Source organism: Brevundimonas diminuta, from assembly GCF_022654015.1.
Taxonomy (GTDB): domain Bacteria; phylum Pseudomonadota; class Alphaproteobacteria; order Caulobacterales; family Caulobacteraceae; genus Brevundimonas; species Brevundimonas diminuta_C.
This window is the reverse complement of the sequence record NZ_CP073063.1, coordinates 1607194-1631370: the sequence shown is the minus strand read 5'-3', so window position 1 is coordinate 1631370 and position 24177 is coordinate 1607194. Positions and strand designations below refer to the sequence as shown.

The 24177-nt window shown below is 64.6% G+C and carries 28 protein-coding genes and 4 tRNA genes; 14 read left to right on the top strand and 18 right to left on the bottom strand.

The genetic code is table 11. The features are described from left to right. The first annotated feature begins 26 nt into the window (after positions 1-26). The gene (locus KAK88_RS08020; RefSeq protein ID WP_039247316.1) at positions 27-449 is read left to right on the top strand and encodes a DUF2147 domain-containing protein; all 423 of its coding nucleotides are present in this window, start codon (positions 27-29) and stop codon (positions 447-449) included. A gap of 73 nt (positions 450-522) precedes the next feature. On the opposite strand, the gene KAK88_RS08015 is transcribed toward KAK88_RS08020, so the two are convergent. From KAK88_RS08015 to KAK88_RS07950, 14 genes are all read right to left on the bottom strand, one after another. Next, complete coding sequence (locus KAK88_RS08015; protein ID WP_242076234.1) at positions 523-1509, bottom strand: aldo/keto reductase; 987 nt, start codon at positions 1507-1509, stop codon at positions 523-525. A gap of 110 nt (positions 1510-1619) precedes the next feature. After that, positions 1620-1696: transfer RNA gene (locus KAK88_RS08010), tRNA-His, on the bottom strand. A gap of 150 nt (positions 1697-1846) precedes the next feature. After that, positions 1847-2566 (bottom strand): energy transducer TonB, encoded by a 720-nt coding sequence (locus KAK88_RS16040; RefSeq protein ID WP_055754883.1) that lies wholly within the window; start codon positions 2564-2566, stop codon positions 1847-1849. 14 nt (positions 2567-2580) lie between these two features. Next, positions 2581-3015, bottom strand: a complete 435-nt coding sequence (locus KAK88_RS08000) for an ExbD/TolR family protein (protein WP_242076233.1) — start codon at positions 3013-3015, stop codon at positions 2581-2583. 5 nt (positions 3016-3020) lie between these two features. Further along, positions 3021-3902 (bottom strand): MotA/TolQ/ExbB proton channel family protein, encoded by an 882-nt coding sequence (locus KAK88_RS07995; protein ID WP_242076232.1) that lies wholly within the window; start codon positions 3900-3902, stop codon positions 3021-3023. Positions 3903-4435: 533 nt separating this feature from the next. Beyond that, positions 4436-4511: transfer RNA gene (locus tag KAK88_RS07990), tRNA-Phe, on the bottom strand. A gap of 27 nt (positions 4512-4538) precedes the next feature. Next, entirely contained in the window at positions 4539-4739 is a 201-nt protein-coding gene (locus KAK88_RS07985; protein WP_242076231.1) for a DNA gyrase inhibitor YacG, read from the bottom strand. 3 nt (positions 4740-4742) lie between these two features. Next, complete coding sequence (locus KAK88_RS07980; protein ID WP_242076230.1) at positions 4743-5777, bottom strand: ribonuclease E/G; 1035 nt, start codon at positions 5775-5777, stop codon at positions 4743-4745. Then, a complete protein-coding gene (locus tag KAK88_RS07975) occupies positions 5774-6355 on the bottom strand; it encodes a Maf family protein (protein WP_242076229.1) in 582 nt (193 codons plus the stop codon). The genes KAK88_RS07980 and KAK88_RS07975 overlap by 4 nt, the downstream gene beginning before the upstream one ends. Further along, entirely contained in the window at positions 6356-6574 is a 219-nt protein-coding gene (infA, locus tag KAK88_RS07970; RefSeq protein WP_008261544.1) for a translation initiation factor IF-1, read from the bottom strand. Between the two features lie 103 nt (positions 6575-6677). Next, a complete protein-coding gene (locus KAK88_RS07965) occupies positions 6678-7145 on the bottom strand; it encodes a UPF0262 family protein (protein WP_017505201.1) in 468 nt (155 codons plus the stop codon). Continuing rightward, a complete protein-coding gene (locus tag KAK88_RS07960; RefSeq protein ID WP_242076228.1) occupies positions 7142-7627 on the bottom strand; it encodes a DUF2948 family protein in 486 nt (161 codons plus the stop codon). The genes KAK88_RS07965 and KAK88_RS07960 overlap by 4 nt, the downstream gene beginning before the upstream one ends. Beyond that, a complete protein-coding gene (gene murA / locus KAK88_RS07955; RefSeq protein WP_242076227.1) occupies positions 7617-8906 on the bottom strand; it encodes a UDP-N-acetylglucosamine 1-carboxyvinyltransferase in 1290 nt (429 codons plus the stop codon). The genes KAK88_RS07960 and murA overlap by 11 nt, the downstream gene beginning before the upstream one ends. Positions 8907-9008: 102 nt before the next feature. Next, the gene (locus KAK88_RS07950; RefSeq protein WP_242076226.1) at positions 9009-9206 is read right to left on the bottom strand and encodes a hypothetical protein; all 198 of its coding nucleotides are present in this window, start codon (positions 9204-9206) and stop codon (positions 9009-9011) included. A gap of 110 nt (positions 9207-9316) precedes the next feature. Between KAK88_RS07950 and KAK88_RS07945 the strand changes: the two genes are divergently transcribed. After that, positions 9317-9391 (top strand) — tRNA-Thr (locus tag KAK88_RS07945). A 67-nt stretch (positions 9392-9458) separates the two neighbouring features. Here KAK88_RS07945 and KAK88_RS07940 read toward each other — a convergent pair. The 4 genes from KAK88_RS07940 to lipB all read right to left on the bottom strand — a co-directional run bounded on the left by KAK88_RS07940 (position 9459) and on the right by lipB (position 12990). Next, entirely contained in the window at positions 9459-10046 is a 588-nt protein-coding gene (locus KAK88_RS07940; protein ID WP_242076225.1) for a hypothetical protein, read from the bottom strand. A 48-nt stretch (positions 10047-10094) separates the two neighbouring features. Then, positions 10095-10589 (bottom strand): peptide-methionine (R)-S-oxide reductase MsrB, encoded by a 495-nt coding sequence (gene msrB / locus KAK88_RS07935; RefSeq protein WP_045811309.1) that lies wholly within the window; start codon positions 10587-10589, stop codon positions 10095-10097. A 72-nt stretch (positions 10590-10661) separates the two neighbouring features. Further along, positions 10662-12146, bottom strand: a complete 1485-nt coding sequence (locus KAK88_RS07930; protein WP_242076224.1) for a hypothetical protein — start codon at positions 12144-12146, stop codon at positions 10662-10664. Positions 12147-12273: 127 nt separating this feature from the next. Next, positions 12274-12990 carry a lipoyl(octanoyl) transferase LipB gene (lipB, locus tag KAK88_RS07925; RefSeq protein WP_242076223.1) on the bottom strand — a complete coding sequence of 239 codons (717 nt, stop codon included), beginning with the start codon at positions 12988-12990 and terminating at the stop codon, positions 12274-12276. A gap of 65 nt (positions 12991-13055) precedes the next feature. Here lipB and KAK88_RS07920 point away from each other — a divergent pair, with 65 nt between their 5' ends. From KAK88_RS07920 to KAK88_RS07865, 12 genes are all read left to right on the top strand, one after another. Next, positions 13056-13307: a FliM/FliN family flagellar motor switch protein gene (locus KAK88_RS07920; protein WP_017505209.1), complete on the top strand. Its 252-nt coding sequence runs from the start codon at positions 13056-13058 to the stop codon at positions 13305-13307. Positions 13308-13393: 86 nt separating this feature from the next. After that, positions 13394-13478 (top strand) — tRNA-Leu (locus tag KAK88_RS07915). A gap of 65 nt (positions 13479-13543) precedes the next feature. After that, a complete protein-coding gene (mgtE, locus tag KAK88_RS07910) occupies positions 13544-14962 on the top strand; it encodes a magnesium transporter (protein ID WP_045811312.1) in 1419 nt (472 codons plus the stop codon). Positions 14963-15040: 78 nt separating this feature from the next. After that, a complete protein-coding gene (locus KAK88_RS07905) occupies positions 15041-16186 on the top strand; it encodes a glycoside hydrolase family protein (protein WP_242076222.1) in 1146 nt (381 codons plus the stop codon). 43 nt (positions 16187-16229) lie between these two features. Then, positions 16230-17399, top strand: a complete 1170-nt coding sequence (locus KAK88_RS07900) for an isovaleryl-CoA dehydrogenase (protein ID WP_242076221.1) — start codon at positions 16230-16232, stop codon at positions 17397-17399. Between the two features lie 29 nt (positions 17400-17428). After that, on the top strand, positions 17429-17614 hold the full coding sequence (locus KAK88_RS07895) for a DUF3008 family protein (protein WP_039247297.1): 186 nt from the start codon (positions 17429-17431) through the stop codon (positions 17612-17614). A gap of 99 nt (positions 17615-17713) precedes the next feature. Further along, complete coding sequence (locus tag KAK88_RS07890; protein WP_242076220.1) at positions 17714-18478, top strand: exopolysaccharide biosynthesis protein; 765 nt, start codon at positions 17714-17716, stop codon at positions 18476-18478. Between the two features lie 310 nt (positions 18479-18788). After that, the gene (locus tag KAK88_RS07885; protein ID WP_242076219.1) at positions 18789-20501 is read left to right on the top strand and encodes a recombinase family protein; all 1713 of its coding nucleotides are present in this window, start codon (positions 18789-18791) and stop codon (positions 20499-20501) included. Between the two features lie 147 nt (positions 20502-20648). Then, complete coding sequence (locus KAK88_RS07880) at positions 20649-22982, top strand: DNA-directed RNA polymerase (RefSeq protein ID WP_242076218.1); 2334 nt, start codon at positions 20649-20651, stop codon at positions 22980-22982. 148 nt (positions 22983-23130) lie between these two features. Next, entirely contained in the window at positions 23131-23328 is a 198-nt protein-coding gene (locus tag KAK88_RS07875; RefSeq protein WP_156494662.1) for a hypothetical protein, read from the top strand. After that, positions 23325-23642 carry a hypothetical protein gene (locus KAK88_RS07870; RefSeq protein ID WP_066551783.1) on the top strand — a complete coding sequence of 106 codons (318 nt, stop codon included), beginning with the start codon at positions 23325-23327 and terminating at the stop codon, positions 23640-23642. The genes KAK88_RS07875 and KAK88_RS07870 overlap by 4 nt, the downstream gene beginning before the upstream one ends. 320 nt (positions 23643-23962) lie before the next feature. After that, positions 23963-24175 carry a hypothetical protein gene (locus KAK88_RS07865; protein ID WP_066551784.1) on the top strand — a complete coding sequence of 71 codons (213 nt, stop codon included), beginning with the start codon at positions 23963-23965 and terminating at the stop codon, positions 24173-24175. Positions 24176-24177: the final 2 nt, after the last annotated feature.

Sequence of the window (24177 nt, the reverse complement as noted above, 5' to 3'; positions counted from 1 at the left end):
GACCGACCCGACGAAAGGGAACGACTATGAAGATCAAGATCATGCTGGCCGCGGCGACCCTGGCGGGCGCCCTCGCCTCTCCCGCCCTGGCAGGCGACCCGACCGGCCTGTGGCAGACGCCGACCAATGGCGGTCAGGTGCGGATCGCGCGCTGCGGACAGGCGCTGTGCGGCACGCTGGTGACCTCGGACCACATTCGCCGCGACGCCAATGCGCGCGACGCCAACAATCGCGACGCCTCGCTGCGGAACCGCACCCTGCGCAATCTGCCGATGCTGACCGGCTTCACCGGCGGTCCGACGGAATGGCGCAACGGCTCGGTCTATAACCCGGCCGACGGCGGCACCTATCGCGGCACCATTACCATGACGAACGACAACAGCCTGCGTCTGCGCGGCTGCATCGTGGCTCCGCTCTGCAAAACCCAGACCTGGACCCGCATCCAGTAGGATCAGGGACGCCCCACATACGAAAGGCCCGGTCGGAGCGATCCGACCGGGCCTTTTTCATGTCTGCCTTAGATTAACGGTTCAGCGCCGCCCGCGCCGCCTCGGCGTAGCGATGCCCTGTCGCTGCGCCCTTGGGGAAGACGGCCTCGATCTGGGCGAGGTCGTCAGGCGTCAGAACGACGTCCACGGCCGCCACATTCTGCTCAAGAGTCGCGATCCGACGTGTGCCGGGGATCGGCATCAGATCCTCGCCTTGCGCCAGCACCCAGGCCAGCGCCAGTTGAGCGGCGGTTATGCCCTTATCCGACGCAATGGCCTTCACGGCCTCAACCAGATCCAGGTTCTTCTGGAAGTTCTCGCCCATGAAGCGCGGATTGGTGCGGCGGAAGTCGTCCGCGTCCAGGTCATCGATCGAGGTGATGTCGCCCGACAGGAAGCCGCGGCCCAGCGGGCTGTAGGCCACGAAGCCGATGCCCAGTTCGCGCACGACTGCGAACAGTTCGTCTTCGGGCTCGCGGCTCCACAGCGAATATTCCGTTTGCAGCGCCGTGATCGGATGGGTCGCATGCGCCTTGCGCAGGGTGTCGGGCGCGGCCTCGGACAGACCCAGGAAGCGGACCTTGCCCTCCTTGACCAGTTCCGCCATCGCCCCGACCGTGTCCTCGATCGGCGTGTCCGGATCGACGCGGTGCAGATAGTAGAGATCGACGTGGTCGACGCCGAGGCGTTGCAGGCTGCCCTCGATAGCGCGACGCACATTGGCCGGGCTGCCGTCGGTCATAAGCCTGGTGCGGTCGGCATTGTAGTTGATGCCGAATTTGGTGGCGATGAAGGCCTGGTCGCGCCGGTCCTTCAGCGCCTTGCCGACCAGTACCTCGTTGGTGTGAGGACCGTACATCTCGGCGGTGTCGAACAGGGTGATGCCCAAATCGAGCGCGCGATGAATGACGGAAATGGACTGGGCCTCGTCGGCGCCGCCGTAGAAGGCGCTCATGCCCATGCAGCCCAGGCCAATGGCCGAAACCTCGGGGCCGTTCGCACCCAACTTGCGCGTATTCATGGGGGCCTTCTCCTGTCGATGTGGGGATCGGCCTAAAAACGGATAGGACGGCCGACGATCAGGAGATGGTCGCGGCGACGGCGGGCTGCAAGCCCGGCCGCGCTTTGCGATGGTACCGCCTCTCAGGCTTGAACTGAGGACCTCCGGTTCCACAAACCGGCGCTCTAACCAACTGAGCTAAGGCGGCCCGCTCATCGCGAGGCGCGTTCTCTACCGGGCCTGCGGCAGGCGATCAAGCGCCTTCCTCATATTTCGTCAGGAGATTTCGCAGGTGACAGCCCAAACAAAAACACCCCGGAGATTGCTCTCCGAGGCGTCTTGTCTGTTGCCGTGGCCATCACCCGAGGGTGAAGGGCACCCGGACGCGGAAAGTCGCGTCTTGAGCGGCGCCGTCGACGGTCCGCGGGGACAGCTGTCCACGTTGAACCACCCGAATGGCGGCGCGGCCGAAGCCCATGCCTGCAGGCTCTTCCGAGATCACGCGGCAGTTCGCCGGAGCACCGTTGGAGCGCGCGGTGCACTCCACCGTAGCCGAACCGCTGATTTCACGCTCCAGCGCACGCGCCGGGAAGTCATCAGCCGTCGGACGCGGTTGGCGCGACCACTGAACGTTCGTGATCGTCGACGGACGCGGCGGAGCCGGAGGAGCGGGCGGCGGCGGAGGTCCAGGAATATTGACGGGCGGACCCGTGTATTCAACCCGATCTTCCTTCTTCGTCGGCGTGATGTTGACCGGCGGAGGGGGGACGATGTTCGGGACCGGAGCCGGCACGCGCACCTGAAGCTTTGGTGGCGGAGGCGTATCCGTCGGCGGAGGCGGCGGGGGCGGAGGCGGCGGAGGCGGCGGAACCGGCTCGACCAACTCGACCTCGACGGACTCGTCGACGTAGTTGAACTCCTTCAGCTTGAACTTGGACTGCTGAACAAAGAAAATCAGCAACGCAAACAAGATGCTGACCACCATCAGGCAGACGATCAGCACGGGGTAGGAAACCCCCATGAAGCCCTTCTTCTTGGGTACGTCGTAGCGACTGCGATGATATTCGACGTCTGTCATACTATCTCCGCATCCTAACTCGTCGCCTGGTCTTCGCCGACCAGCGCAACGCTATAGAAGCCGTTATCCTGCAGCGCATTCATGAGCTGCATAAAGTCGCCGTAACGGGTGTTCTGGTCGCCCCGAATGAAGATCCGCTCATCGGCCGGGTTCCGGGATCCGATCTGTTTTTTCAGATCTTCACCCAGGGCTCCGACGTCGGTCCGGAAATCGCCCACATAGACGTCGCCGTCATTCTGGATCGAAATATAGACCGGCTTGGGCGGGTTCGGGGCCGCCTTGGCGACGGCGATTGGCAACTCAACAGGCACCGACACGGAGGCTAGCGGAGCCGCCACCATGAAGATGATGAGCAGAACCAGCATGATATCAACGAAAGGCGTAACGTTGATATCACTGTTGGCCTGAGGCAGGTTGCCAGCGCCGCCCGATTTAATCTTGGCGGCCATCCGTCTTACGCCCCCTTGTCGAGCTGACGCGAGATGCCGTTCAGCAGCTCAGCGGCGAAGCCGTCGGCGCGCGTGCCGTAAGCAGCGATGCGGGTGTTGAAGTAGTTGTAGAACACAACGGCCGGGATAGCGGCGAACAGACCGATACCGGTGGCCAGCAGAGCTTCAGCGATACCCGGAGCCACGACGGCCAGGTTGGTCGTGTTGGACTGCGCAATGCCGATGAAGGAGTTCATGATGCCGTACACGGTGCCGAACAGACCGACGAACGGACCGATCGAGCCGACCGACGCCAGGAACTGCTGACCGCCCGAAAGGCGCAGAGCCAGACCGGATTGCACGGCGGCGACGGCCGATTGCGCGCGACCCAGGGCCGAGTCCAGGTGATCGCCGGTGACCGACAGACCCGATTGACGCGACAGTTCGATTTCCTCGGTGGCGGCCGCGGCCATGTCGGCCAGCGGGTTGCCGTCGAACTCTTCCTGGGTCGAGACAGCGCGCATATCAGCGATGGTGCGGGCGCCACGGAAGTTTTCGAGGAAGTTGTCGGTCTTGCGGTTCAGAGCGCCGAACTCGAACAGCTTGATGAGCAGCAGGGTCCACGACAGGATCGAGGCCAGCAGCAGGCCGGCCATGACGACCTTAACGACGACCGTGGCTTCCATGAACATGGAGATCGGGGTGATGTCGCCGTGACCGCCGCCGACGGCGTCGTTCACCGTTGCGGGATCAGCTTCGCCGGCAGCCGGAGCGGCGGCTGCGGGAGCCGCAGTCGAGGCGGCCGGGGTGGGCTCGGCCGGGGCCTGGGCCAGGACCGGCGAGCTCGCCATCAGCGCGGCGGCGCCGGCCATGGCGAGAAGGATATTCGTCTTTTTGCTGTTCAGCATAATTCGCCAGTTCCTGCTTGGTCTGACTCGTGGAACCAAAGGTGCGGCCATAGTCAGCGACCGCCCCCCAACCTGAAATGTTTCCTTCAACGTGCCCGTCCTTTCGAGGATCAGAGCCCGCTGAAATCTTCGGTGGAGATCGAACCGGTCGCCCGCCTCGTCTCCGCTGGTCGAACCTTCGGAGACACGTCTCCGGCGATCCGCATTAACGTCTTCTTGCGAAGGCGCCTCAACCCTTTGACGAACCCTTACCGGAGCGTCAAGGGACAAGAGGGGCTTTTAACCCGTCGAGAGACATGGAGAAAAGTTCCACCAACCGGCGCATTAGAGTGCAGCGACGCGACATTTTGATGATGATCAGACGTCAGATGAAGCAAGTTTGTTCAAAACGGCCATCCTGAGCGCGATCATTTCCCTATATGGCAAATTGTAGGGCTGATCGCTGCAAGCCGGCTTAAACCCAAGGGCGGCGCAAAGGCCGCAGCGCAGGAGCATGCGCTCAAAACAATCGATTTTCACGGTGTGGGAAAAGATGGTGCCTGGAGGCGGGTTCGAACCACCGACACGCGGATTTTCAATCCGCTGCTCTACCAGCTGAGCTATCCAGGCGCCGACGCGGCGTCGCGAGAGGCGGGTCTATAGGGGAGGCTTTTCCGCCTGTCCAGCGCCCAATCCGTCCTTTTCGTCATCATCTTGCGCACCCTCGTCCAGGGCGACCGGAATGGCATAGGCGCCGGTGAACCAGCGCTGAAGATCGACGTCGGAACAGCGGCGTGAGCAGAAGGGCTTGTACTTGGGATCGGCGTCGGCCTTGCGGCAGATGGGACAGGTAGCCACGGCTCAACCCTCTTCTATTCGTCCGCGCCCTGGCGGGATCGCGGCATCGGCCTGGATCAATGCTCGCGGTCCCAGACGAGCCGCCAGCGGATAAGCGATCAGGGCTTCGTCCGGTGCGCAGCGCGCGATGATGCGTGGCGACAAGGTATCCGCCAGCAGCTGCCGTCGCAAAGCGCGCACGACAGATATGGCCCGCGTCTGAACCGAGGGGCGCCCTCCGGCGTCGAGCAGAATCTCCTCGATCGGCGTGCGACGCCAGGGAAGCGACATCTGCAACAGGCCGAATCGACTGACGGGTCCGAAGACGGCCTGAGGTTCTTGGGTGAACGCGGCCCGCGCGACCTTGGACTGCGCCTCGGCGTCCTGACCGTCCCCGACCATGTCGATGACGACTAGACCACCCCAGTTCCGCAGGCCGATCAGCCGCGCCGCCTGCTTCAACCCCTCGCGATTCGCAGCCGCCCTTGCCTGGTTCGGATCACGACCGGGCGTGGAGGCGAAGTCGATGTCCACAGCCACCAGGGCGCGGGTGCGCTCTATGGCGAGATCGATCCCGTGCGAGGCGAAACCGATCGATTGAACCAGAGCCTCCTCCTCCGCCTCGACCACGGCGTCGATGGCGGCGATGCCGGTGACTGATTCCGCGCCGGGCGCGAGGTCGCGCAACTGTTCGGCGATGCTGGGTGCGGGTTGGATCAGGCGAGGCGTCCCCTCCCCCGCCCCCAGACGGCGAACCACCGCCCCTTTCCCGGCACGAGGTTCGGCGGTGACGACGACTTCCAGCCGTTGGCCTTGGGTAATCCGGTCGTTTCTCGGGAAGGGCAGAAAGGCGGCGGTCGGTGCGGCGATATCGACGAAGGCGCCGCGCAAGCCGGGGTTCACCTCGATGATACGCCCCACCGAGAGGGCGCCGATCCGGGTCTGCGCCGCATCATCCTGGCGGTGGATTAGAAGATGAGTATAGCGGCCGTCGCGCATGACCGCGCCACGCGTCTCGCCAGGCGTCTCGTCGAGGAAGACCTCGACTGCGCCGCTCATGAACGCCAGCCGACGCCGTGCAAGAGCTGGACGGCCTCATAGACGGGCAGGCCCATCACGGACGGATGGCTGCCGACGATTCGCTGGATGAAGGCGGCCGCTGGGCCTTGGATGCCATAGCCGCCGGCTTTGCCGCGCCAATCGCCCGTGGCGACGTAGGTTGCGATCTCTTGGTCCGACAAAGGTTTGAAGGTCACGCGGGTTTCGTTGACGCGCGACGATAGTCTTCCGTCGCGCCACACGGCGACGCCGGTGAAGACGCGGTGATTGCGGCCGGACAGCAGTTTCAGAAAACGCGTCGCCTCGGCCTCGTCCGCCGCCTTCTCCAGAAAACGACGCCCGACAGCGACAACCGTATCGGCGGCGATGACCACCGCGTCGGGGCGGCGCTCTGCGACGACCTGCGCCTTCGAGGTGGCGAGCCGTTCGGCCAGACGCGGCGGGGTCTCACCCTTCAGAGGCGTCTCGTCGATGTCGGCGGGATCGATATGGTCGGGCGTGATCCCGACCTGCGCCAGCAGTTCGATGCGGCGCGGGCTGGCCGAAGCCAGCACCAGTTCGGGGCGACCCGCAGCCACTTACTTGAAGCGATAGGTGATGCGACCCTTGGTCAGGTCGTAGGGGGTCATTTCGACCAGCACCTTGTCGCCGGCCAGGACGCGGATGCGGTTCTTGCGCATCTTGCCGGCGGTGTGGGCGATGATCTCGTGGTCGTTCTCGAGCGTCACGCGGAAGGTGGCGTTCGGCAGCAGTTCGCTGACGGTGCCGGGAAACTCGAGCAGTTCTTCCTTAGCCATGCGGCCTCTCACGCCCGTTGAATATGCGTTCGACCCCACGCCGGGCGGGCGCGAGGGGCGGAATGGACGGGCCTAATGCCCGAAATCACAGAGATAGTCGAGGTCAGCCGCGACGGTAGAGGGCGCAGAGCAATGTGAACAGGCGCCGCGACGTCTCGTGATCGACCACGATCTTGCCGTCCAGCCGCGTCTTCAGCTGCTCGGCTCCTTCGTTGTGAAGGCCGCGCCGGCCCATGTCGACCGATTCGATCTGGCTGGCCGAGGATCCGCGCAGCGCCTCGTAGTAGCTGTCGCAAATCATAAGATAGTCTTTGATCACACCCTTCAGCGGCGTCAGGCTGATGGCGTAGGTGCGCGTGAAGTTTTCGCCGTCGATGTCGAACACCAGACGATTGTCCTGAAGCGAAAGCTTCAGCCTGTAGGGTCCGCCTTCGGCACCGACGGGCTCGAAGCTGTTCTTCTCGACCAGATCAAAGATGGCGACGCGACGCTCGTGCTCGATCTCGGCCGTCGCCGCCGGCAGGGTCGCGGCGTCCAGTTCGACCGAGGCCAGCTTGTGATCGGCGCTCATGCCGCATTTCCTTCGTCCAGTTCGGGCGTGTCCAGGTGGGTCGGCGCGATCCGTGCGGGCCAGCGGTCGGAGATGTCCGTGACCACGGCGTCCAGACATTCCACGTCGATTCGCAGATCACCGCCGCCGGCGAACATCAGGATGACGCGCCCGCTCAGGTCCTCGGTCGGAATGAAGTCGAGCGCGAGCAGTTCGAGCGAGGCGTCGGGACTGCGCGACAGACGACGGCTCTTGACCGCCAGAACGTCGCCGAACTGCATGGCGCACATCACCCGCGTCCCGCCGCACTCCCAGCAGAAGCGGCTGAAGGCGATGGTCAGGGTCCGGGCCGCCTTTTCCCAGACGATATCCACGGGACGCAGGATGGCGTCCTGGAGCGCGGCGGAGATGATCTGAAGATCGTCGGCGTCCTCGGCCAGCAGACGCAGCGGTTCGACCGGCGCCTTGGCTTCGGGGATGATGCCGTCGATCTCAGTGCTCATCACCTGTTCCCTTTATGCGGCGGATGTCGGCTCCGCACGCGCCGAGCTTTTCTTCCAAACGCTCGAAACCGCGATCCAGATGATAGACGCGTCCGACCGTCGTTTCGCCCTCGGCGACAAGGCCCGCGATGACCAGGCACATCGAGGCTCGGAGATCCGTCGCCATCACCTGGGCGCCGTGCAGAACCTCGACGCCGGTAACGTGCGCCTCTCCGGCATGAACCGAAATGTCGGCACCCAGTCGCGCCAACTCCGGCACATGCATGAAGCGGTTTTCGAAGATCGTCTCGCGAACCGTGCTGACGCCCTCCGCCGTCGTCATCAGCGCCATGAACTGGGCCTGAAGATCGGTGGCGAAGCCCGGATAGATGGCCGTCTCGACATCCACGGCCTTCAGTCGCTGCTTCGGGTCGCGCTTGATAAGCACGCCGTCGGCGGTCGGCGACACCTCGACGCCCGCCTCGACCATCTTGTCGGTCAGCGAACCGATCAATTCGGCCCGCGCCTTGGTCAGGCGCACCTCGCCGCCCGCCATGGCGGCGGCGACGGCGTAGGAGCCCATCTCGATTCGGTCGGGAATCACCGACCAGGTCGTCCCGTTCAGCGACGAGGCGCCGGTGATGGTCAGGACGTCGGTGTCGATTCCCTCGATCCTGGCGCCCATGGCCGTCAGACAGTGGGCCAGATCGCCGATCTCGGGTTCGCGCGCCGCACGGCGAAGGACGGTCGTGCCTTCAGCCAGCACGGCGGCCAGAAGCGCATGTTCGGTGGCGCCGACCGAAACGAAGGGAAACTCGATCTCGGCGCCCTTCAAGCCCTTGGGCGCGCGAGCGGTGACATAGCCTTCGTCCAGCTCGATCTCGGCGCCCAGCGCCGTCAGCGCCTGCAGGTGCAGATCGACCGGACGCGCGCCGATGGTGCAGCCGCCCGGCAGGGAGACCTTGGCCTCGCCGGTGCGCGCCAGCAAAGGCCCCAGCACGTTGAACGAGGCCCGCATCTGACGCACCAGATCATAGGGGGCGAAGGTCGAGGTCAGGTCCTTGGCGTGGAACAGGCTCTCCTGCCCGTCCGCCCCGTCCCGCTCGGTCACTTCGATGCCGAACTGGCGCAGCAACTGACCCAGGAACCGGGTGTCGGCCAGGCGCGGCATATTGGTCAGCAGCAAGGGCTGATCCGTCAGGATCGAGGCGGCCATCAGCTTGATGGCGGAATTCTTGGCGCCGCTGACGGGAATGTCCCCGAAAAGCTGGGCGCCGCCCTGAATGGCGATGCTGTCCATGACGTCCTTAAGCGCGCCCGATGCCAACGCCTCGGGGGGAAGGTTCTCTAGCAAGCCGGCGGGCGCTTGCCAAAGGGCTGCGTGATCGCGAGCCGATGACTTTCAGTTGCTGTCGCGTGGCACGGCCGGCGTCCGCGCCGGCGCCTTGCGCCGCCGCAGATTGGCCCGGAGCGCCGAGGCCAGCCGCATGGCCTTTTCCGCCTTCGCCCGCGCTTTCTCAAAATCGGGGCCCGATTCGACGATCGGCGTCGCCTGCACGGCGGCGGAGGGCGTATCGGCGTCATTCGGCGTGCGAGTCATGGCGCGATGATGCCGTGATCACGGGCCATGTCCAAACTTTCTTTCAGATCGTCAAAAAGCCGCTTCCCTCCCCGGAAGGGTTTGGCTATACGGCCGCTTCCTCAGTCGGGGCCGCCGTAGCTCAGTGGTAGAGCGCATCCTTGGTAAGGCTGAGGTCGTGGGTTCGATTCCCCCCGGCGGCACCATCTGAGACTTGAAAAGGCCCGGCTTTCGCCGGGCCTTTTTGATTTTCCAGATCGGACGAAAAAGCTTTCAGTCGTAGCCGTACAGGCCACGGCGATAGGGATCGCGGTCATCCGCATCGCCGTCCTTGCTCCAGCTGAACCCCATCGACATCGACTTGGTCGTGGTGTCGGCCCCATAGCCTCGACCGCGCCAGCCGCCGCCATAAGGCGAATAGAAGCTTGGTCCGCGCAGACCATAGCCGCCATAGCCGTATCCCCAAGGCTCGTTGCGGCCTTCGCGGTAGGCGAGGTCCAGGCGACCGTTCTCGCCGACCGGCAAGGAAACGGCCGCGCCATAGCTGCGATAGCCGCCGGTGCCGATCCCGGCCTCGACCATGCCATGCATCTTGCGCTCGGCCGGGGCGCCCGGCTCTGCGCTTTCGTCGAAGGTTGCGCCCGGCGTGCGCGCGCTGATCCAGTTCTGGATCTGCTGTTCGGTGGTCATGCCGTGCGGGGCGGCGTCCTGAGCCGTCGGCGCAGTCAACGACGCCTCAGGCGCTGCCGCCAGGGCCTGAGCCAGGGTGGGCGCGTTTGTCGGCGCCGTCGTGACCACGCCGTCCGGATCACCGTCCGACGCCGCCAAAGCCACACCCGCCAAGAGACTTGCGATCAGCATAGGCCACCTCCGTTCGACATCATCCTAGCACAGCGATTGAGGCCAAGGTCAGGCGATGCCGTCGCCGCGGTTGAGGGGGTCCGGCAGAGCCTCACCCTCGGCTACGAAACTGAGCGCGACCGAGTTGATGCAATAGCGGTTTCCGGTCGGCGGCGGGCCATCGGGGAAGACGTGACCCTGGTGGCTGCCGCAGCGGGCGCATTGGGTCTCGATCCGGATCATGCCATAGCTGGTGTCGCGGATCGCGTGGACGTGCGCTTCATCAACCGGTTGGGTGAAGCTGGGCCAGCCGGTGCCGCTTTCGAACTTGGTTCCGCTCTTGAACAGCGGCAAGCCGCATTCGCGGCAGCAGAAGACGCCCGCCCGCTTCTCGCCCAGCAGAGTGCCGCAGAAGGGCGCCTCCGTGCCATGGGACAGCAGGACGCGCTTTTCCTCTGGGTTCAGGTCGGCTTCGAGCCGGGCGCGTTCTTCGGCGTTCGGCGGGGTCAGGTCATAGCCCGACGGCGAACGGAGGGATTCGGAGGTTTGGGCGAGATCGGTCATGGACTGCAAATAAGAAGGGCGGGCCAAGGGTTCCACCCCTGCCCGCCCCTCGTTCATTCGACCGACCGTTCCTTATTGGAACAGCGTGCCCACCCAGGCGCGCACGGCCGCTTCGTCCGTCGCGGAACCGGTGTAGGCAAGGCCCTGCGCCGGCGTGAAGGGCGCGTCATTGCCGCGTTGACGCGTGGTCCAGGCCTTATGACCATAGGTCAGCTCGGCATAGTTCGACGGCAGGCGCAGAACGGTCGGCTCGATGAAGATCGAATCCTCGGCCGTCACCGATCCGGCCAGGCGCACGTTCGGCAGGCGCGTCAGCAGGTCCAGCGTATCCAGGCAGCCGCTGGTGCAGCCGCTGTCGACCAGGACCACGACCGGACCCGCCACGGGGTTTGCTGCGCCCGTGTCCGCCACCGAAGGACGGCCCGGCATGGTGAAGGTCGGCTGATTGGCGGCCAGGGCCGAATCGAAGGCGGCGACGATGGCCTGGGTCTGTTCGATCACCGGGCCGGATTCGGCGACGAAGCGCGGGTCGGCCTGCATGCGGGCCAGGGTGTCGGCGAACCACTGACGGTTCGCGGGCGTGGCGCGGTAGGTGATCGAGCCGGCGTCAGGCTGACGGCTGACGGTGAACTCCGGCGTCCAGATGCGGTTGGCCAGACCATAGCCCTTGCCCGTCGCATTCAGCGAAGCGCCGTTTGCACCGCGCAGATCGATGACCAGCCCCTGCGCGCCGCGAATGGCGGGCAGTTGGGCTTCGACCGCGGCGTAGAAGGCGTCCCATCCGGCGTCGTCAGCCAGGGTATGGACATTGATCCACGGACGGCCGTCGACCGTCTCAACCGACAGCGGATTGGCGCCCGGCGTATAGACGGTGGCGCGATAGGCCGCTTCCAGGCTGGCGGCGTCGGCCGGCTGGGGCTGCATCTGGAAGTCGCGATCACGACGGCCAACCTTGAAGGTGCACAGCGAGGGCACGCCGCCGGTGAAGGGATTGTTGCGGTTCCACAGCAGATAGGGCGCGGTGCGGACACGCCCGGCTTCCGTCGTCAGATCGCCTTCCCACCGGTCCAGCCGCTCTTCGGCCAACTGAGCGGCGGTCTTGTCGCCGCATTTGACCAGTGTCGCGCCGAGCGGCGGCACGTTGCGAACACCGGGCTTCACATAGGAGACGACATATTCGCCGTTACGCCACGCCGTGGTCACGCCCGGCCAGCTGGTCGCGAAGAAGGGGCCGAGGCCTTCGTAGGTCGGGCGAATCGCGATGTTCGAATCGCGGAAGCCATTGGCGTAGTAGCGCATCAGATAGGCGTGGCTGTCGCCGCTGTTCACGCGGCCAACCTTGCCTTGCGCATCCGTCAGGCCGGCATCGATCCAGCTGCGAAACGCTTCGCTGGGCGCGCCGGGAATCACGGCGGCGGGGTGGTTGGCGGCCAGGGCGTCATGCGCGGCCTGAAGGTCCTGTTGCGCCAGAGCGCGAAAATCCTGCGCGACAGCGGCGCCGGCGGCGACGGTCAGCGATAGAACGGCGGCCGAAGCGGCGGCGATCATTCGGTTCATGGGGTTTCCTGCGGCCTTTGATTTCAAGCTCGTGGGAAAGGTTAAACCCCATGCGTCCGGCGCTTGCCAACCCCGCCGCGCGGGATTTCGCCCGATTGTCACATGGGCTGCGGCGATGCGGCGCGCATCAAAGCGGCGCCGACGCCTCGACCGCTGCGCCGAAGATCCGATCGAAGCTGCGCCTCAAGGCCTCGTCCGCCTCGTCCATCGTCGCCAGAACGCCGAGATCGACCAGGCTGGTGACGCCGTGTTCCTGAATGCCGCAGGGAACGATGCCGCCGAAATGATCCAGATCCGGCTCCACGTTCAGGCTGATGCCGTGGAAGCTGACCCATTTGCGGACCTTGACGCCGATGGCGGCGATCTTGTCCTCGCGCGACCAGCCCGCCCCCTTGCGCTCGACCCACACGCCGACGCGTCCAGGCCGGATGTCGGCTGTAACCCCGAACCGATCCAGCGCCCCGATCAGCCACAGCTCAAGCCCGCGCACGAAACACCGGACGTCCTTGCCTCGCCGGTTCAGGTCCAGCATCACATAGGCCACGCGCTGTCCCGGCCCGTGATAGGTGAACTGCCCGCCCCGCCCTGTGCGATGCACCGGAAACCGGCCGGCATCGAGAAGGTCGTCGTCCTTGGCCGAGACGCCGGCGGTGTAGAGCGGCGGATGCTCCAGCAACCAGACCATCTCATTCGCTTCGCCCGCCGCAATGGCGGCGACGCGCGCCTCCATGAAGGCCTCTGCGGCCACATAATCGACGTAGCCTTTCGACACGGCCCATTCGACCGGTCGGTCATCGTCGAGACGCAGTTTCTGAAGGGATGGGCTTAACGGCTCAGCAAGCATGACGCTTCAATGTGATCGACAGGGCGTTTCTGCAAGAGAAGGCCCTCCAGTGAAGAGAGCTTTACGTGACCCAGATCAACGCCGTCGATGTCGAAATCTCAGTGGTTCTGGGTCGCTCGGTGCTGCCGATGTCGCAACTGCTGCGCATGGGTCGCGGCGCGGTGATTCCCCTGGACGCTGCCGAGGGCGACGAGGTCTGGATTCTGGCCAACAACTATCCGGTCGCGCGCGGCGAAATCGAGATCCGAGACGACCGTATCGCCATCACCGTTACTCGCCAAGCGGACGTGTATGACTTCATGGCCGGGTCGGCCTGAGGCTTTGATCCGCGACGTTTTTGCCTCGTTCATTTCGCCCTTTCCTTTTCCAACGGCTTCGTCTATTCGCCGCCGCTCCGATGCGAGCGGTCGTGGCGGAATTGGTAGACGCGCAGCGTTGAGGTCGCTGTGGGGCAACCCGTGGAAGTTCGAGTCTTCTCGACCGCACCATCTGGCTAAACAGGGCGATTCATCGGCTAAGTACGGCTGGACATTCTACCAAGGGAGGCGACCACGTGAGCACCACGGACACCGCCTTTGCTCCAGACGAGACGCTCGATAACGAAGACCACGCCGCCCTGGACGAGGACTATGTCCTCACCCCTCAATTCGTCGAGAAAGTCGTGGACGCCGCCGACGACGGCGACGGGATGCGGCTGCGCTCTCTGTTGGAAGACCTTCACCCGGCCGACGTCGCCGACCTGATGGGCTTTCTGACGGCGGAACACCGCGCCGTCGTGGTCCTTTGGTTGCCGCCCGAGCTTCTGGCCGAAACCCTGCCCGAGCTGGACGACAATATCCGCGAGGAAGTGCTGGAGCGGGTTCCGCACGGCACCTTGGCCGAGGCGCTGCAGGAACTGGATTCCGACGATGCCGCCGCCGTCGTCGAAGACCTGGAAGACGACCAGCGCGAACGCGTTCTGGCCGCCATGCCCGAAGTCGATCGCGCCGCCATCGAAAGCAGCCTGGGCTATGCGGAAGAATCCGCCGGGCGCCTGATGCAGCGCGAGGTGATGGCCGCGCCCCAGTTCTGGAGCGTGGGCGACACCATCGACCACATCCGCAAACAGGGCGACGACCTGCCCGAGCTGTTCTTCGACATCTATGTTGTCGATCCGCTGAACCGCCCGGTCGGCGGCGTGCCGATCAGCGGCCTTCTTCGCGCCGCCCGCACCGTCGCCCTGACCGATCTGATGGAGCCGATCAACGAGATCGCCGTCGATCAGGATCAGGAAGAAGTCGCCTACATCTTCGAGAAATACCACCTGATCTCGGCGCCCGTCGTGGACGCGGCCGGTCGGCTGGTGGGTCAGATCACCGTCGATGACATCGTCAACATCATTCAGGAAGAGAACCGCGAGGACATCCTGCGTCTGGCCGGTGTCGCCGACGAGGACCGCGGTTCGTCCGTGCCCGAGATCGTGCGCGGTCGCGTGCCTTGGCTGGCGATCAACCTGGCGACGGCGGCCCTGGGCGCCAGCGTCATCGGCCTGTTCGAAGCCACCATCCAGCAGATCGTGGCTCTCGCCGTCCTGATGCCCATCGTCTCGGCCATCGGCGGCAACGCCGGCACACAAGCCCTGACCGTGACCGTGCGCGCCCTGGCGACGCGCGAGCTGAACAGTTCGAACGCCCCGCGCACCTTCTGGCGCGAGATGGTGGTGGGCCTGGCCAACGGCCTGATCCTGGCGCCCCTGATCGGCATCGCGGCCGGCTTCTGGTTCCGGGACGAAGACTGGAAGATCGGCCTGGTGATCGGCGCGGCCATGATCCTGAATCTGCTGGTCGCCGCCTCGATCGGCGTCCTGACGCCCCTGACCCTTTCCAAGCTCAAGTTCGACCCGGCCGTGTCGTCCGCCGTGTTCGTTACGGCGACCACCGACTTCTTCGGCTTCCTGATCTTCCTTGGTCTGGCCACACTGGTGCTGCTCTAGACACGACGCGGACGATCCGGCGCGGCCCTTGCTGGGAGCGGTGTGAGCGCCGCGCGCCTGTTTCCAATTGGGTCAACTGTGTCTGACGTCCTCCCCAAACCCAGCAAGGTGTCCCGCGAGGGCGTCCTGCTGATCAAGAGTTTCGAAGGCTTCCGGCCTCGGGCCATGCAGCGCAGCGACGGTCGCTGGGTCATCGGCTATGGCCACACCCAGTCGGCCCGCGAGGGCGCGAGGGTGTCTGAGCCCGAGGCCGAACTGCTGATGCAATACGACCTGATCCCGGTCGTGAAGGCCGTGACCGATCATGTCCGCGTTCCTCTCAACCAACATCAGTTCGACGCCCTGGCCAGTTTCGCCTTTTCCATCGGCGCAGACAGGTTCGCCGCCTCCGATGTGGTCGAGCAGTTGAACGCGGGGTCTGCGCGTCAGGCGTCCGCCTCCATGAGCGCCTGGGCCGATGAAGCCGCCGCAGAGACGCCAACCCGCCGGCGCTCGGCTGAACACGCGCTGTTCAATGCCGCGCCCGGCGCGCCGGTCACCTTGACGGATCTTCTGGCCGCGCCCCTGCCGTCTCCTTTCGAGACGGACGAGCCGACCCTGCCCGCCGTCGACGGCGCCCTGGACGAAGCCGTCGCCCCCTTCCCGGCCCAGGACGGCGCAGCGCTGGCTCAAGCGACCACCGCGCCCCAGCCGCACGCCATCTATGCCGCGACGGCTGTCGGCCCGGTCCCGGACGTTATGCCGCTGACCGGACAATCGGAGAGCGTCTCCGTCGCTGCGCCGATCATCGCCGCCAACGACATCCACGCGCCGGTTGAGGCCAAGCAGCCGGAGACGCCGTCGGGCTTCGCCGATGCGCAGAAGACCAGCGTGGTGCTGACCGCGCCAGGCCTGGCCGAAGCCGCGCCAGCCGACAGCCCCGTCGAACCGGCCATCGAGGGCGACGCAGCATCCGCTGAGGACGTGCTGAGCACGCGCGAGGTCGTGGCCCGCGCTCGGGCCAAGCGGCGCTCGGGGCTGGGAGAAACCCTGACCTTCGTCATCATGGGCGGCCTGGGCGCCCTGTGTCTCGGCGTCGCCATGGCCGCCTTTCGCCGCGCGTCGCTATTGAACAGCAGCGACACCGCCACGGTCGCCTGGGTCCTGATCCTGGTCGCCGCCGCCTGCCTCGGCGTGTCGGGCTACAACTGCTATCGGCGCTGGGGACGGGCTGACCGCGCCTGACAGCGCTTGGCGAAAGGCCGTGCGCGATGCTACGCCCTAGCGCATGAGCATTCCCTTCGCGCCCCAATCCATGGAATTCGGCCTTGGCGATAACGCCGACGCCATCCGCGACACCACCGCCCGCTGGGCCGCCGATCGTCTGGCCCCGCTGGCCGCCGAGATCGACGAAGAGAACGCGTTCAAACGCGAACTCTGGCCCGAGATGGGCGAACTGGGCCTGCACGGAATCACCGTCGAAGAAGAGTTCGGCGGCCTCGGCCTGGGCTATCTCGAACACGTCGTCGCGATGGAGGAAGTGTCGCGCGCCTCGGCCTCGATCGGCCTCAGCTACGGCGCGCACTCCAACCTTTGCGTCAATCAGATTCGCCGCTGGGGCACGGCCGAGCAGAAGCAGAAATATCTGCCCAAGCTGATCAGCGGTGAACACGTCGGTTCGCTGGCCATGTCCGAGGCGGGATCGGGCTCCGACGTCATGTCGATGCGCACCCGCGCCGACAAGAAGGGCGATCGCTACGTCCTGAACGGCACCAAATTCTGGATCACCAACGCGCCGCATGCCAACACCCTGGTCGTCTACGCGAAGACCGATCCGGACGCCGGATCAAAGGGTTGCACCGCCTTCCTGATCGAAAAGGGCATGAAGGGTTTCAGCGTCTCCAAGAAGCTGGACAAGATGGGCATGCGCGGCTCGGACACCGCCGAACTGGTGTTCGAGGACTGCGAAGTGCCAGAAGAGAACATCATGGGCCCGCTGGGCGGCGGCGCCGGCGTGCTGATGAGCGGTCTGGACTATGAGCGCGCCGTTCTGGCCGCCGGTCCGCTCGGCATCATGCAGGCCGCGCTGGATGTGGTTCTGCCCTACGTCCGCGACCGCAAGCAGTTCGGCAAGCCGATCGGCTCGTTCCAGCTGATGCAGGGCAAGATCGCCGACATGTATGTCGCCCTGAACAGCGCCCGCGCCTATGTCTATTCGGTCGCTCGCGCCTGCGACGCCGGCCTGACCACGCGCTACGACGCGGCGGGTGCGATCCTGCTGGCGTCCGAAAATGCGGTGAAGGTGACGATGGAGGCCGTTCAGGCCCTGGGCGGCGCCGGCTACACCAAGGAATGGCCGGTCGAACGCCTGGTCCGCGACGCCAAACTTTATGACATCGGCGCCGGCACTAACGAGATCCGCCGCTTCCTGATCGGACGGGAACTGCTGGGCGGCTGACGGCTTGTCTCCGAACAAGGAGACAGACCATGCCCGCAAAATCCGCCGCTCAGCAAAAGGCCGCCGGCGCCGCCCTGTCGGCCAAGCGTGGAGACACGCCGAAGTCGAAGCTGAAGGGCGCGTCCAAGTCCATGGTCGAGTCCATGACGGAAAAGCAGCTGGAAGACCTGGCCGAGACCAAGCGTAAGGGCAAACCCGAGCACGTGCAGGACTGAGACACAGTCGATTTATCTGATCGCCTGTCCGTTCTGTAAGTGGCGATCCGCGCGCCGACCGCCTAGATGGGCGCAATCTCCAGCCGAGCGCCCCGCCTGATGCCCGCCCAACCGCCTCCGAACGACGACCTGCGGCGGTTTTCCGACGTCCTTGAAGACCTCGGCCACGCCCCCGAACCCAAGCTGACCATGGCCGAACTTGTCGCTTCGTTCGGCGAGCGCGGCTTCGGGGCCATGATCCTGATCCTGTCGCTGCTGGCGCTCCTGCCCTGGCCGCCCGGCGGCAAGGCGGTCTTCGCCGTGCCGATCATCCTGATGTCGCTGGAACTGGCCTTCCAGAGACAGAGCGTCTGGCTGCCGCGCTGGATGTTGAAGGCCTCAGTGTCCCGCGCCGCCTACACGTCCTTGATCGCCACTCCGTTCGCAGCCCCGGCCTGGCTGCGTCGCTGGGTGCTATCGGCGAATGTGCGGATCGCCGGGCGCCGTTACATCTTTTCCGACGGCGTGAGGCGCGCCGTTCGCAGACGGCCGAACGGCCTGAGCGTCCTGAAGATGGTCCGCGCCATCGAACGTTTGACCCGCCCACGCCTGCCGCTGCTGACCGGCGATGTCGCCGACACCTTCACCGGCCTGGTCTGCGTCGTGCTGGCCCTGATCATGGCCTTGCCCATCCCGTTTGGAGACGCCCTGCCGGGTATCGCACTGGTTCTGTTCGCCCTGGGCATGATGCAGCGCGACGGGGTCGCGATCCTGCTCGGGGTCGTCGCGACCGCAGCCAGCGCCCTCTATCTGTTTCTGATCTGGGCGACGGTGGTCGAGGTGGCGCAGCACTTGACCGGCTGGTTCGCCAAGCTCCTGCACTGACGGCGACAAAAAGGGCCGCCGGGTTTCCCCGACGACCCTTCATTGCCTGACCGCGAACGGTCCGGCCGCAACTCAGTCTGAAAGGCTCAGACCAGACCCTCTCCGAGGGCCAGGGTCGCGGTCGCCGCTCGCGATTGATGACAATGAGACACTGGATCACCTCCTTTCAGCTACACGTCACACTCTGACGCAGAAGCAGAACATGGGAGCGGGAATCGGCGTCGGCAAGTCACGGAATCGGGAGGCGAAATGCTTGACGCCCTTCGACTCCATGAGAGGCTAAAGCGTCCGAAACCGCTCGTGGAGCCTCATGACCGTCACGCCCTGCATCATCTACGTCCGCTTTTCCTCGATCCAGCAGGAGAAAGGCGCGTCGATTGAACGTCAGCTTGAACTCGCTCGCGCACATATCGCGCGAGAGGGTTGGGTCGAGGCCGAACCTCCGGTCATCGACAAGGGACGCTCGGCATGGAAGGGCGACCACCTCTCAAAGGGAAACCTTGGCATCCTGAATAAGAGGATCATGGCGGGCGAGATCGCGCCGGGAACCGTCCTTCTTGCGGAGAAGCTGGATCGGTTCAGCCGTCAGGAGCGGAAGATCACCCGGCGTTGGTTGGAAGATGTCACCGACCTCGGCATCGGCATCGCCACCGTGGACGGCGGGCGGGTCTACACGGCCCAAACCCTGCAAGCGAATATGGTCGAGGACATCGAAATCCTGATTCGCGCTGAACTGGCGTGGAAGGAAAGTCAGCAGAAGTCCGAACGAATCATGGACGCCCAAGCTCGCAACCGCACCAAGGCGGCGGCGACGGGCCGCGTCATGTCCGCGCGTTGCCCCGGCTGGCTCAAGGTCGTCGCTGGCAAATTCGAGATCGTCGAGGAACGCGCCGAACTCGTTCGCCAGATTTACCAGTGGACGGCCGAAGGCGTTGGCGCCCGAACGGTTGGCAAGCGGCTGAACGACGCCGACGTGCCGACGTGGGGGAAGGCAAGCCACGGATGGGAACCGACCTTCATCAGCGAGATCATCGCCTCCCCTGCCGTCGAGGGAGATCATCAGCCGACGCGCCTTATCAAGGGCCGCAAGACCGCGACGTTCGAGAAGATCGAGAACTACTATCCCCGGATCGTAGACGCTGACCTCGTGACCGCCGCCCGCTCGGCCCGCAAGATGCGCCAGCGTTCCGGCGGTGGACACCGCATGAACTTTCGCAATCTCTTCCAGTCCGTGGCCCGCTGCGCTGGCTGTGGGGGCCGGATGACCTTGAGAAACGGCCCTACCCCCCGCGCCAATCTGATTTGCTCTCACGTCTTCCGGGGCCGCAAGTGCGATCAGGCCACGTCGATTCGCTACCGGGCGTTTGAAGACGCCGCCCTTACCCAGATGCTGCATCTGGCCTTGGATGATCGGTTTTTCTCCAAGGCCGACGAGACCCGCCCGCTCGTGACGAAGGTCGCTGAACTCGACAAGCTGATCGCCGACCAGACCGCCAAGTCGAAACGTCTCTTGAAGATGATTCTTGGCGCGGACGACCCCGATCAGACGATGTTGGACATGCGCTCCGAGATTGAGCGAACCATGGTCGCGACCAAGGCACGGCGAGAGGAAGCGATTCTCGCCCTCGACGCCGCCCGTGGTGCTGTCAGTCAGGCCGCTCACATGCGCCGGGTCTGGGAAGTGCGCGAGGCGATCAACCACGAGGACGAATCAATCAGCACCGCCGCCCGGATGAAGGTGGCTCAAGCCATTCAGACCGTCGTCGAGAGGGTCGAGATCGACACCAAGGACGAGTTCGAAGGCAAGGAGCAGAAGACCTTCACGATGACGCTCGTCGGGAATGTGCGCGGCTTCAAGTTCGACGACAGGGGAAACCTGCTCGCAGAGTTCGACTTGGGCGCCCACATCCTCAACCCGGAGACCGGCGTCGGCTATCTTCATGGTTCGCTTGGTGTCCAGCCCGACCCGCAGAAGATCGCGACTCTCCACGAGTATTTCCGACGCCGGAGCCAAGCCGCTTAAGGATTCTCGCCGCCCTTAAGGGCAGGCCCTGCCTCGATAAATATCGAGGTGAACACCGAAACATATCGACAGAAGGTCGCTCGTCAGATCGACCTTGAGAACGAGTCACGCGCGCTCGGCGCAAGCCGCTATCGTGCGAGCCGACCCATGCCGTGGCGCAACGAGACCCGCGCCGCTGACGAAGAGGCGGACCTTCCACCCGGCCGTCAACTTCTCAAGCTGGCGACCGAGCCGACCGCCGCTGCGATCCGTGAGTTTTGCGAGCGCGTGGATCATGGCGGCGCGGCGCGCGGCGTGGACGCCCACCTGATCCTGTCGCAGATCGGAGCCGACGAGGCCGCTTATCTGACAGGGCGGGTCGCACTCGACGCCGCCGCAAGCGGCATGAAGTTCACCGCCACCTGCATCGCGGTCGCCAACGCCATTATCGAACACATCCAGATGGACGGCCTTCGCCAGAACCGGAAGGATGTCTTCAAGGGGCTGCTCAAGTCCCAGCAGAACGCTTCCTCTCTGGTCACGAGCAAGAAGCGCAAGGCCATCAAGGACATCATGATCGAACACGGGGTGGACCGCACGTTCACCCTGCAACAGCGCGTTCGCGCGGGGGCCAAGGCCCTCGAACTGTTCTGCGATGTGACCGGCCTGTTCGTTATCGAGAGCATCGCGCGCGGCACGAAGGTCATTCGACCGACCGAGGCCGTTCACCGTTGGCTCGAACAACAGCACGCCCGCTGCGAACTGTTGGAGCCGATGCATCTTCCGATGATCGTCCCGCCGCGCCGATGGACCACGCCGTTCCGTGGCGGCTACGTCACCAAGACGCCGGGTGCGCGCCTCGTGAAGCAGACGAACCCCGCCTATCACGAACATCTCCGCAAAGTCGAAATGTCCGCCGTTTACTCGGCCGTGAACGCGATCCAATCGACGGCTTGGCGAATCAACCGGCCGATCCTCGATGTCATCCGTGAGGTTTGGGACGGGGGCGGCGTTTTGGGTGGTCTACCCAATCGACAACCGCTCGATCTCCCGCCTCGCCCGCCCGAGTTCGCTCACGACGAACAGGTGAAAGCCCGCTGGAAGCGCGAGGCCGCCGACATCCACGACCTGAACTCGGCCAACCTATCGAAGCGACTGGCGATCAGTCAGCGTCTATGGGTCGCGGAAAAGTTCGCGGACGAAGAGGCGATCTTCTTCCCGCACAGCGTGGACTTCCGAGGCCGCGTCTATCCGATCCCGTCCGCCGGTCCCAATCCGCAGGGCGACGACATCTGCAAGGCTCTGCTGACCTTCGCCGAAGGCCATCCGATCACCGACGCCGGAGCGGGTGCGCTCGCCATCCACATCGCCGGATTGTTCGGGGTCGATAAGGTCTCGCACGACGAACGCATGGCTTGGTTCTGGGCGAACGAGCATCTGGTTCTGGACAGCGCGAACAACCCTCTCGACGGCGCCCGCTTCTGGGCCGAAGCGGACAGCCCCTTCATGGCTCTGGCCGCTTGCATCGAATGGGCGGGCTACATCCGCGAGGGCGCCGACTTCATCAGCCACCTGCCGGTCAGCCTCGACGGTTCGAACAGCGGTTTGCAGCATTTTAGTGCGATGCTCCGCGATCCTGTAGGGGCGAAGGCCGTCAACCTTGTGCCGGATGACCGGCCGCAGGACATCTATTCGGACGTGGCGGCGAAGGCTCAAGCCCTCGTCGATCAGGATGCCGACGAAAGGGCAGTCGCATGGCGAGGCGGACTGGTCACGCGCAAGGTCGCCAAGCGTCCCTGCATGACCTTCACCTACAGCGCGACCCGGTTCGGCATGACGGACATGATCTATCAGACGCTCCGCGAACTGGACGCCAACGGTCAGCCCCACCTTGGGACGGCCGACAACTACGCCTCGTCGCTCTACCTTTCCTACACCCTCTGGGATGCGATCTCGGACACGGTAGTCGCCGCCTCGACCGCCATGGCGTGGCTGCGCGAAGCGGCCAAGGTGATGACCGCCGCTGGTCAGCCGATTTGGTGGACGACGCCGACCGGCCTTCCGGTCCTGCAAACCTATCCCCGCCGTCGCAAGGACCGGATGACGGTCTTTCACAAGAACAAGCGGCTTCAGATCAACCTTCAGCACAGTGCGCCGGGCATCGACGGTCAGCGTCAGGTCAACGGTATCAGCCCGAACTTCATCCACTCCATGGATGCGGCCCACCTCATGGCCGTCGCCAACGCCTGTCATGACGCGGGCATCTATGACCTGTCCGTGGTCCATGACAGTTTCGGGGTTCACGCCTGTCGTGTCTTCGAACTGCGCTCGATTCTGCGAGAGACGTTCGCCGATCAATACAGCGTGGACAGGCTGGCCATGCTGCGTGACGAACTGATCGCACAGCTACCGGAAGCTTACGCCGACAAGCTCCCGCCACTTCCGGCAATGGGCGACTTCGACATCAACGAGGTCCGCCGGTCGGATTACCTTTTCCACTAAATGCCTTGAGCCAATGAATGCATCCTAACTCCCTATTGAGAGACCGAAACATCCCATGATTTTTTCAGACCCTAATCTCGGCGACCGAGTTCGAAGCGCATCGACCGTCGCCGTCCTGCGTGAACCCGCCTTCCTCGTTCTGGACCGTGTGTCGAACCTCGACCCGGCGGATCAGATTCGCGCCACGTTCCTCGCCGCTGTCGCTATGGCGTTGGGCGCCGGGATCAATCCACACGAAGAGGTCACGCGCTCGCTCCGCATGATGTCGGATGCCGAAGCAGACCATACCGTCCACGTTCAGGCGATCCGCGACTATGCGGAAAATGAACTGCGCCGTTTCGTTTGATCCCGGATGTCGGTGTGATCGTCGGATTTGTGCGGCTGTTGCAGTCGCCGGTCTCGCACTTCCTCATGCCGACTGACTTGGCGGACGAAGCGTCGGCTTGGCTGCTATCGCAAGAGATCGAGCATGAATGGAATGACCTCTACGTCATGGGCCTTCAACCCACCGGCGGGACAGTAATCTCTATCGCCGACGACTTCGGCGCCTTCGCATTCAGGATGTGGGGCGACGATACGGTTATCGGACCCGTGATTTTTTCCACGCCTTTGCCCGGCAAGTGGCCCCGCAATATTTCGGCGGACGACCCGCCTTGTTGACGGTGATAGCCCCCTGACATTGGCCGCAGTGCACGGGCGTCGGCTTCACCTCTGCTCGCACCGCTCGGTATCGAGCCTTTTCACGACAAAGCTGCGAGCAGAATTTCTTCGATGATCGGATGATCTGAAACGCTGTCCCGCAGACAGGACATGCGCCTTCCGCCTTGGCCAACTCTTTACGGGGCCGTGGCGTAGCAAACCCTCTGGATGCGTCACTCGCTGCCAGCAGTTCTTCGATCCTCTCGGCCCAACGGCCCTCACATTTCAACATCGCGTATTTACCGCGAACGCTCCCCAACCTCATTTCGAAAGGGCCTCGCATGAGCCGACCGAAGCCCTCTGCCTACGCGCAGACCCGACCGTTCCCCACCAACGTCGCCGAGTTCCTTGAATACCTCGACTTCAAGTTCCCCGAGCAGGAGCCACGGGCTGGCGACACCCTCGACACCATCATGTTCAAGGCGGGCCAACGCGCCGTCGCCCTCCAGATGCGCCGGGAGTTTGAAGCCTCCCTCAAACGCAAGGAGGTCTGACC